Annotated in this window: 5 protein-coding genes; 3 read left to right on the forward strand and 2 right to left on the reverse strand. The window is 59.5% G+C overall.

Going from position 1 to position 9,522, the window contains the following annotated elements; translation table 11 throughout:
- Positions 1-10 precede the first annotated feature (10 nt).
- Positions 11-769 (forward strand): DeoR/GlpR family transcriptional regulator, encoded by a 759-nt coding sequence (locus tag RTP97_RS09095; RefSeq protein WP_312412830.1) that lies wholly within the window; start codon positions 11-13, stop codon positions 767-769.
- A gap of 39 nt (positions 770-808) precedes the next feature.
- Here the strand turns inward: RTP97_RS09095 and malT are convergent, their stop codons facing one another.
- Complete coding sequence (malT, locus tag RTP97_RS09100) at positions 809-3,514, reverse strand: HTH-type transcriptional regulator MalT (RefSeq protein ID WP_312412833.1); 2,706 nt, start codon at positions 3,512-3,514, stop codon at positions 809-811.
- A gap of 635 nt (positions 3,515-4,149) precedes the next feature.
- On the opposite strand from malT, the gene malP reads away from it, so the two are divergent.
- Positions 4,150-6,543 (forward strand): maltodextrin phosphorylase, encoded by a 2,394-nt coding sequence (gene malP / locus RTP97_RS09105; RefSeq protein ID WP_312412836.1) that lies wholly within the window; start codon positions 4,150-4,152, stop codon positions 6,541-6,543.
- Positions 6,544-6,551: 8 nt separating this feature from the next.
- Positions 6,552-8,639, forward strand: a complete 2,088-nt coding sequence (gene malQ / locus RTP97_RS09110; protein ID WP_312412839.1) for a 4-alpha-glucanotransferase — start codon at positions 6,552-6,554, stop codon at positions 8,637-8,639.
- 38 nt (positions 8,640-8,677) lie between these two features.
- On the opposite strand, the gene RTP97_RS09115 is transcribed toward malQ, so the two are convergent.
- Positions 8,678-9,522, reverse strand: an 845-nt coding sequence (locus tag RTP97_RS09115) for a gluconate:H+ symporter (RefSeq protein ID WP_312412841.1), incomplete at its 5' end; no start/stop codon positions are given.

Below are 9,522 nucleotides of genomic sequence, written 5' to 3' on the forward strand. Positions count from 1 at the left end.
GAACATTGCAATGAAACAGACACAGCGCCACGATGCCATCATCGAGCTGGTAAAAAAGCAGGGCTACGTCAGTACCGAGGAGCTGGTGGAGCAGTTTGCCGTCAGTCCCCAGACCATTCGCCGCGATTTGAACGACCTGGCCGATCAGAACATGATCCTGCGCCATCACGGCGGTGCGGCGCTCCCCTCCAGCTCGGTGAACACCTCGTGGCACGATCGCAAGGCCACCCAGACGGCGGAGAAGGAGCGGATTGCCCGTAAGGTCGCCAGCCAGATCCCCGACGGGGCGACGCTGTTTATCGATATCGGCACCACGCCGGAGGCGGTAGCCCATGCGCTGCTGGATCACAGCAACCTGCGCATCGTGACCAACAACCTCAACGTTGCCAACACGCTGATGGTAAAAGAGGACTTCCGTATCATTCTGGCTGGGGGCGAGCTGCGCAGCCGCGACGGGGGGATTATCGGCGAGGCGACGCTCGACTTTATCTCCCAGTTCCGCCTCGACTTCGGCATCCTCGGGATCAGCGGCATCGACGCCGACGGCTCGCTGCTGGAGTTTGACTACCACGAGGTGCGCACCAAGCGAGCGATCATCGACAACTCACGTCATGTGATGCTGGTGGTGGATCACTCTAAGTATGGGCGTAACGCGATGGTTAACATGGGCAGCATCAGCATGGTGGATGCGGTCTATACCGACGTAATGCCGCCCGCTGGCGTGCTGGACGTGATTAAAAGCCACAATATTCAGCTGGAACTCTGCTAAAACCACGCCGGGCGGCACTGCGTTTGCCCGGCCTACAATTTAAACCCCGTAACCCATCATCTGTAATAGCTGCTGCGCGTGCTGCACCGCATCCTGGCGGTGGGCTACGCCCAGCTTCTGGTAGAGGTTACGGATATGGGTTTTGATAGTTGTCGCGGCGACCGCCAGCTCGCCGGCAATCTGCTCGTTGCTGTAGCCGGAGTAGATGAGACCCAGCACCTGCCACTCCCGCTGGGTCAGCGGGCTGGTGCGGATCAGCTCCGGCACCTCCGGGTGGGTCAGCAGACGTTCAACAAAGCGCTCATCAAAATGAGCATACTTGTGGCGGTGATGCTGGTTAATGTCGCGCAGGATGCGCTGGGCGCGATGTCCCTCCAGCTCCGGCAGGGCGTTAAGCTGAATCAGCTGCCGCAGCTGCTGCGCCATCGCCTCGCCTTCAATCACGAAATGGCTAATGAAGCCGGTGCGGTTCGCCAGCGTCAGGGCCTCCAGCAGCACCCGCTGGGAATCGTTTTTGCGTCCGGACTGCCAGTAGAGCTGGTTGAGCAGCAGCAGGTTACGGTTCAGATCGCTCATCAACCGCAGGCTGCGCGCATTTTCGTTCAGCTCCTCCAGCACCATCTCCGCTGACTCCGCGTCTCCCAGCAGGATCTGCGCCCGGGCCACGTTGCGCCACTGGCTCTGGCGGAAGTGGTTGTTGGCAAACTCTGATTTTGGCGTCTGGCGCAGCCACTGGGCGGCGGCCTGTTTATCGCCGGTCATCTGCCAGTAGATCACCCGCACCTTGTCAGCATTCGATACCCAGTCGCTATGGTACTGCCCGTTGCCAAGCAGGTTCTCCAGCCGGTTAAGGTGGCTGCGCGCGTTATCCAGATCGCCACGCGCCAAAGAGTTCTGTACCAGCAGGGCCAGGCACTGCAGCTGCTGCTGAGGCTGATAGGCAGAGAGCACGGTCATACCCTCTTTGGCGGCAGCCTCGGATTCATCAAGACGTCCCCATGCCCACAGCAGCTGGGCGCGGATGCGCAGTAAAAATTCATGCAGCGGCAGCTGTTCAAGGTGCTGCTCGCGGATAAGCGTAAAGGCTTTATCCTGACACTCCCAGGCGGCCTGCAGGAAGCCCTGGGCAAACAGGATCTCACACTGTTGGATCATGCTCCACAGCGCGTAGTGCCAGACGTCGTGGCGGCGCGCCATCTGCTCGGTTTGCTGCATCAGGGTAAGGGAGTGGCTGAGCTGCCCCTTGCAGTGCAGCACTTCGCCATGAACCGACGTGGCCACGATGCGGCTGTAGAAGTTAGCCAGCGGCAGCTCGTCGAGGGCGATCATCGCCAGCCGCTCGGCCTCCACCGGATCGCCGTCGTTAATGGCCACCTGAGCGCGCAGGGCGTTAAAGTCGCCGTGCAGCGCATGATCCGCCGTCATATCCATCTCCTGCTCGGCGCGGGCCAGCAGGGTATTCACTTCGCTATAGCGGTGCTGGCTCTGCATCAGCCAGGCCTGCAACAGCACCAGCCGTGGGTTCTCCAGCAGGCTCTCCCAGGGCAGCGCCTTTAACGACGCCTCCAGCAGGGTCAGCTCGCTGTGGTTAAACAGTCCCCACGCATGGTGCAGCAGAATATCGCGCAGCATCGTGCCGTCGCCCGCGGCCAGCGCATGGTGGATGGCCTCGCTCGGGAAGCCCTGTGCCATCCAGCTCTCCGCCGCCGCGCGGTGGATATCCGGCAGCTCAGTAGCCAGCTCCCACTGACAGCGCTGGCGTAAAAAGCTGCCGAACAGCGGGTGGTAGCTAAACCACTCTCCGGAGTCATCCATACGCTGTAAAAACAGCCCCTGGCGCTCGATCTCTTCCAGCCGCATCTGACCATTCTCTTCGCCGGTGACGCGGACGATCAGCGCATCGTTCATCGAGCGCAGCAGGGAGCTTTTCAGCAGGAACTGGCGGGTGTTGAGATCGATATTATCCAGCACCTCATCCACCAGATAGTCCGACAGATGGGTAGCGTTAATTCCCGCCAGGCGACGGGCGGAGTGCTGGGTTGAGCTGTTGTTCTGCCGCGCCGAGAGGGCGATCAGCTGCAGCGCGGTAGCCCATCCGGCCACGTCGTCGCACAGGCGGCTGCTCTCTGCCGCTTCAATGGGTGCATTCAGGCGGCAGTCAAAAAACTGCTTCGCCTCCTGATGGGTGAAGGCCAACTGCTGGCTGCTCACCTCCAGCAGCTGATCGCGCACGCGCAGGTTGGCAATGCCCAGCTGCGGCAGATTACGCGACAGCACCACCAGAGTCAGGTTTTCCGGCTGGTGGCGCAGGAAAAAACGCATCGCATCGTGGATAACCGGGTTAGTCACCAGATGATAGTCGTCGATAACGATATAGAGCGGGCGCTGCCACTCCGCCAGCTCAATAAAGAGCTGTGAGAAGAGCGAGGGGAGGCTGGCATACTGGCGCTTCTGCGCCATCGCCTCGCTGGAGACGCAGTGGCCGTCGGTGGCCTGCTGCACGGCGGCAACGAGATAGCTGGCAAATCGCTCCTGCTGGTTATCCCCTTCGTCGAGGGAGAACCAGCCCAGGTCGTCTTTACTGGCGGCCCACTGTGAGATAAGCGTCGTTTTGCCATAGCCAGCCGGGCTGGTCACCAGGGCTAAACGAAAATTGTTCGCGCCGGAAAGTTTAGCCAGCAGGCGTTCGCGGACCACAGTATGGTCAAGACGAACCGGGCGACTTAATTTAGACGGAATCAACATAGTTATCACTTCACTGTGAGGGAACGAAAAAAGGGAATTTTTTTGAGCTTCGTAATTAATAACCAATAAGTTCGGTCAGAATGGATTTTATTGCAAGTTATGTCCGAATTTTACGGCGCTGATTTTGCACCAAGTCACATTTCTATAACCTGGCTGAATAAAACGCCCGACAGGTAGCGAGGGCAGGTGGTAACTAGCCTGCGGGCAAATGGAGCAGAATGTAATATTCACTTTTGGCACAGTAAGAGTAGGTCGTTGATATTCAGAATCCATAGGTCAAAAGTGGTAATTAATAGGGGAGGAGGATGAGGGCTGTTAATATTTGTATCCCCGTTTCACCGCAACCAATTTAAATTCACGTCTGTATATATGAAACGGCATTTCATTTCCTTGACCAGCCTCCCGGTTACCTGACGTTATTTTCCTCATACTTTCGTATGAGTTTTTATGCCGTCTGGCCGTTGAATTTTTGAGTAATTCGCGTTTTTACAGCTAACTTTAAGTGGCAGCGATCACACTTTTGGCTCATCCCTGCGGCTCCTCCTGGCCTTTTCCCCGGCAGGATGAGGAAGTCAACGTAGGGGCCAGGCAAACTAGCATTAACGTTGTTTTTACTTACAGGATCCCCGTTTGCTATGTCACAGCCAACCTTTAACAAAGCTCAGTTTGCCGCCGCCCTGACGCGTCAGTGGCAGCGTTTTGGTCTCCATGCTGCCGACGAGATGACGCCCCACCAGTGGTGGCACGCGGTCAGCGGCGCGCTGGCAGAGCAGCTTGCTGCCCAGGCGGTCGCCAAACCCGCAGAGGATCAGCGCCACGTAAACTACATCTCAATGGAGTTCCTGATTGGCCGCCTCACCGGCAACAACCTGCTTAACATGGGCTGGTATCAGGAGGTGAGCGACCTGCTGGAGACGCACAACGTCAACCTGACCGATCTGCTGGAGGAGGAGATCGATCCGGCGCTGGGCAACGGCGGGCTGGGACGGCTGGCGGCCTGCTTCCTCGACTCGATGGCGACGGTAGGCCAGCCTGCAACTGGTTATGGCCTGAACTATCAGTATGGCCTGTTCCGCCAGTCCTTTGCTGACGGGCAGCAGCAGGAGGCCCCAGACGACTGGCATCGCGGCAGCTACCCCTGGTTCCAGCATAATTCCGCGCTGGATGTGAAGGTCAATCTTGGCGGCAAGGTGAGCCGGGACGGGCGCTGGGAGCCAGCCTTCTCCCTGATTGGCGAGGCGTGGGATCTGCCGGTGTTGGGCTACCGTAACGGCGTGGCCCAGCCTCTGCGGCTGTGGCAGGCAAAGCACGCCCACCCGTTTGACCTGACCAAATTTAACGACGGCGAGTTCCTGCGTGCCGAACAGCAGGGCATCGATGCCGATAAGCTAACGAAAGTTCTCTATCCCAACGACAACCATACCGCGGGTAAAAAGCTGCGCCTGATGCAGCAGTACTTCCAGTGCGCCTGCTCGGTGGCAGACATTCTGCGTCGTCACCATCTGGCCGGACGCAAGCTGGCGGAGCTGCCGGACTACGAAGTGATCCAGCTGAACGATACCCACCCGACCATCGCTATTCCGGAGATGCTACGCGTGCTGATCGACGAGCATCAGCTGAGCTGGGATGAAGCATGGTCGATTACCAGCCGACTGTTTGCCTATACCAACCATACGCTGATGCCGGAAGCGCTGGAGAACTGGCACGTGCAGCTGCTGAAGCCGCTGCTGCCGCGCCACATGCAGATCATCAAAGAGATCAACGACCGCTTTAAGAAGCAGGTGGTGAAAACGTGGCCAAACAATGAGGCAGTATGGGCGAAGCTGGCGGTGGTCTACGACGGCCAGGTGCGCATGGCTAACCTCTGCGTCGTCAGCGGCTTCGCGGTCAACGGCGTGGCGGCTCTACACTCGGACCTCGTGGTGAAGGATCTCTTCCCAGAGTATCACCAGCTGTGGCCGAACAAGTTCCATAACGTTACCAACGGCATCACGCCGCGCCGCTGGATCAAGCAGTGCAACCCGGCGCTGGCTGCGCTCATCGACAGTACCCTGAAAAAAGAGTGGGCCAACGATCTCGACCAGCTGCTAACCCTTGAGAAGTATGCCGACGACGCTAACTTCCGTCAGCAGTATCGTGCCATCAAGCAAGAGAACAAGACGCGTCTGGTGGAGTTTGTGAAAGCACGCACCGGCATCGTCATCAACCCTAACGCTATTTTTGATATTCAGATCAAGCGCCTGCATGAGTACAAGCGTCAGCACCTGAACCTGCTGCACATCCTCGCCCTCTACAAAGAGATCCGCGAGAACCCGCAGGTGGACCGCGTGCCGCGCGTCTTCCTGTTTGGTGCTAAAGCTGCACCGGGCTACTACCTGGCGAAGAACATTATTTTTGCTATCAATAAGGTGGCGGAAGCGATCAACAACGACCCACGCGTGGGCGACAAGCTGAAGGTGGTCTTCCTGCCGGACTACTGCGTCTCGGCGGCGGAGAAGCTGATCCCGGCGGCGGACGTCTCCGAGCAGATCTCCACCGCCGGGAAAGAGGCCTCCGGTACTGGCAATATGAAGCTGGCGCTGAATGGCGCGCTCACCGTCGGTACGCTGGACGGTGCAAACGTCGAGATTGCCGAGAAGGTCGGCGAAGAGAATATCTTTATCTTCGGCCATACTGTGGAAGAGGTGAAGGCCCTGAAGGCGAAGGGCTACGATCCTGTCAAATGGCGCAAGAAAGACAAGCTGTTAAATGCGATCCTCAAAGAGCTGGAGAGCGGTAAATACAGCGACGGCGACAAGCATGCGTTCGACCTGATGCTGCACAGCATCGGCAAGCAGGGAGGCGATCCCTATCTGGTTGCCGCTGACTTTGCCGCCTACGTTGAGGCGCAAAGACAGGTTGACGTGCTCTATCGTGACCAGGAGGCGTGGACCCGCGCGGCGATCCTCAACACCGCTCGCTGCGGCATGTTCAGCTCCGATCGCTCAATTCGTGATTATCAAACCCTGATCTGGCAGGCCAAACGCTAAGGAGCGCCATGGAAAGTAAACGTCTGGCTGACGCCGCGCTGGCGGCGGGCATTGGCCCTAACTATATCAACGCCCACGGCAAACCGCAGTCAATTGGTGTCGAAACCAAACGGCGTTTGCTTAACGCGATGCACCCCGCTGCGGCCAAAAAGGCGGCAGCGGCGCCTGTTCCGCAGGTCAAGGTGCTGATCCACGGCAAAAGGCTGTCGTTGCCCATCGAGGGCAGCGGCGAGTTCAGCTGGACGCTCGCGACCGAAACGGGCGAGCAGCACCAGGGAACGTTTCGCGATAAGAAGCGAATGACGCTGCCGGCCTCGCTGGCAGAGGGCTACCACACTCTGACCCTGCGCCAGGGTAAAAAGCAGTGGCAGTGCCGGGTAATTGTCGCCCCGCCGCGCTGCTATGAACCCGACGCGCTGCTGGCGGGCAAAAAGCTGTGGGGCGCGACCGTTCAGCTCTACACTCTGCGCTCGGACGCTAACTGGGGCATCGGCGACTTTGGCGATCTGAAGGCCATGCTGGTGGAGGTGGCGAAGCGGGGCGGCGCTTTTATCGGCCTCAACCCGGTCCATGCCCTCTATCCGGCGATGCCGGAGAGTGCCAGCCCCTACAGCCCTTCATCGCGCCGCTGGCTCAACGTGCTCTATATCGACGTCAACGCGGTGGAGGATTACCGACGCAGCGACGAGGCGCAGGCGTGGTGGAAGATGGAGTCTACCCAGAAGGCGCTCAATGCGGCGCGCGACAGCGAATGGGTCGACTATGCCAGCGTGACCGCCCTCAAGCTAGCGGCGCTCAAAATGGCGTGGCGGCTGTTTGCCGATCGGGCTGACGACGACGAGCAGATGGCGGCGTTTCGCGGTTTTGTGCAGCAGCAGGGGGAGGGACTTTACTGGCAGGCGGCGTTTGACGCTCTGCATGAGTACCAGGTGAAAGAGGATGAGATGCGCTGGGGCTGGCCGGTCTGGCCGGAAGCCTATCGGCGCACCGATAGCCCGCAGGTAAAAGCGTTCTGTCAGGAGCATGCCGACGAGGGGGATTTCTACCTCTGGCTCCAGTGGCTGGCCGCCGTTCAGCTTGCTGAGTGCTGGGAGACCAGCCAGGGCTTTGCGATGCCGATTGGCCTCTACCGCGATCTGGCGGTGGGCGTGGCCGAAGGCGGGTCGGAGACCTGGTGCGATCGCGAACTCTACTGTCTGGAAGCCTCGGTTGGCGCACCGCCGGATATTCTGGGGCCGCTGGGGCAGAACTGGGGCCTGCCGCCGATGGATCCGCATATCATTACCGCCCGTGGCTATGAGCCGTTTGTTCAGCTCCTGCGGGCCAACATGAAGAGCTGCGGCGCGCTGCGTATCGACCATGTGATGTCGCTCCTGCGCCTGTGGTGGATCCCCTACGGCGAGACGGCAGATCAGGGCGCGTACGTTCACTATCCGGTAGATGACATGCTGGCGATCCTCGCTCTGGAGAGTCAACGCCACCGCTGCATGGTGATTGGCGAAGATCTTGGCACCGTGCCGAAGGAGATTGTCAGCAAGCTGCGCGATAGCGGGGTCTACTCCTATAAGGTGCTCTACTTCGAAAGCGACGATAAAAAACGGGTGCGCGCCCCGCAGGACTGGCCTGCCCAGTCGATGGCGGTCGCAACCACGCATGACCTGCCGACCCTGCGCGGCTACTGGGAAGCGGACGATCTGACCCTCGGCAAGACGCTCGGGTTGTATCCGGACGAAGAGGTGCTGCGTGGGCTGTATGCGGATCGCGAGCGGGCTAAGCAGGGTCTGCTGGACGCCCTGCACCAGCATGGCTGCCTGCCGAAAAGCACCGGGCGCAAGGTTGCCCGCATGGCGATGAACGCTACCCTTAACCGGGGCCTGCAACGCTATATTGCCGACAGCAGCAGCGCGCTGCTGGGGCTACAGCCGGAGGACTGGCTGGATATGGCGGATCCGGTCAACGTGCCGGGGACTAGCTACCAGTACAAGAACTGGCGGCGCAAGCTGTCGACGTCGCTGGAGAAGATGTTTGCCGATGAGAAGGTGAACAGGCTGGTGAAGGATCTGGACAAGCGGCGCAGAGCGACCGTGAAGAAATAAATAATCACCCGGCGGCGCTACGCCGCCGGGCACATCAACTAAATCACCATTCCCAGCAGCAGACAGCCGATCAGGCCGCACACCGCGATAATGGTCTCCAGCGCCGACCAGGACTTCATGGTCTCACCGATGCTCAGGTTGAAATACTCCTTGAACAGCCAGAAGCCTGGGTCATTCACGTGGGAGAAGATCACGCTGCCGGAGCCGACGGCGATAACCATCAGCTCAGGGCTGACGCCGGTAGTGGCGATCAGCGGAGCCGCGATCCCGCCAGCGGTAATGGCCGCCACGGTAGCAGAGCCGAGGGCGATACGCAGCACGGCGGCAATCGACCATGCCATAAACAGCGGTGACAGGTTGGTCGAGTGCATCATGGCCGCGATGTATTTATCCACGCCGCTGTCCACCAGCACCTGCTTGAACGCGCCGCCGCCGCCGATAATCAGCAGCATCATGGCGATGATTTTGATTGAGGAGGTGATGGTCTCGGTGATCTGATCCATCGAACGACCACGGTTAAGGCCGAAGGTGAAGATGGCGATCAGCACCGCAATCAGCGTCGCCATCACCGGGTCACCAAAGAACTCAGCGTAGGCGAGCAGCGGGTGGCCTTTCGGTAGGATCATCTCGGCGACGGCACGACCGGCCATCAGGATCACCGGCACCAGCGAAGTCCAGACGCTGACCGCAAAGCTCGGCATCTCCGCTTCGCTAAAGGTTTTCGCGTTGTAGAGGCCTTCCGGGATCGGCTTATCGATTTTCTTCAGGAAGCGTGCATAGACCGGGCCAGCCAGGATTACGGTCGGAATAGCCAGCAGCGTACCGTAGAGCAGGGTTTTACCCATATCCGCATGGAAGATGGTGGCGATAGCGGTCGGGCCAG

Source organism: Pseudescherichia sp., assembly GCF_031998825.1.
Taxonomy (GTDB): Bacteria; Pseudomonadota; Gammaproteobacteria; order Enterobacterales; family Enterobacteriaceae; genus Pseudescherichia.

Coding starts and splice junctions, on each gene's coding strand:
- RTP97_RS09095 (WP_312412830.1), top strand. CDS start 11: ATGAAACAGACACAGCGCCACGATGCCATCATCGAGCTGGTAAAAAAG.
- malT (WP_312412833.1), bottom strand. CDS start 3,514: ATGTTGATTCCGTCTAAATTAAGTCGCCCGGTTCGTCTTGACCATACT.
- malP (WP_312412836.1), top strand. CDS start 4,150: ATGTCACAGCCAACCTTTAACAAAGCTCAGTTTGCCGCCGCCCTGACG.
- malQ (WP_312412839.1), top strand. CDS start 6,552: ATGGAAAGTAAACGTCTGGCTGACGCCGCGCTGGCGGCGGGCATTGGC.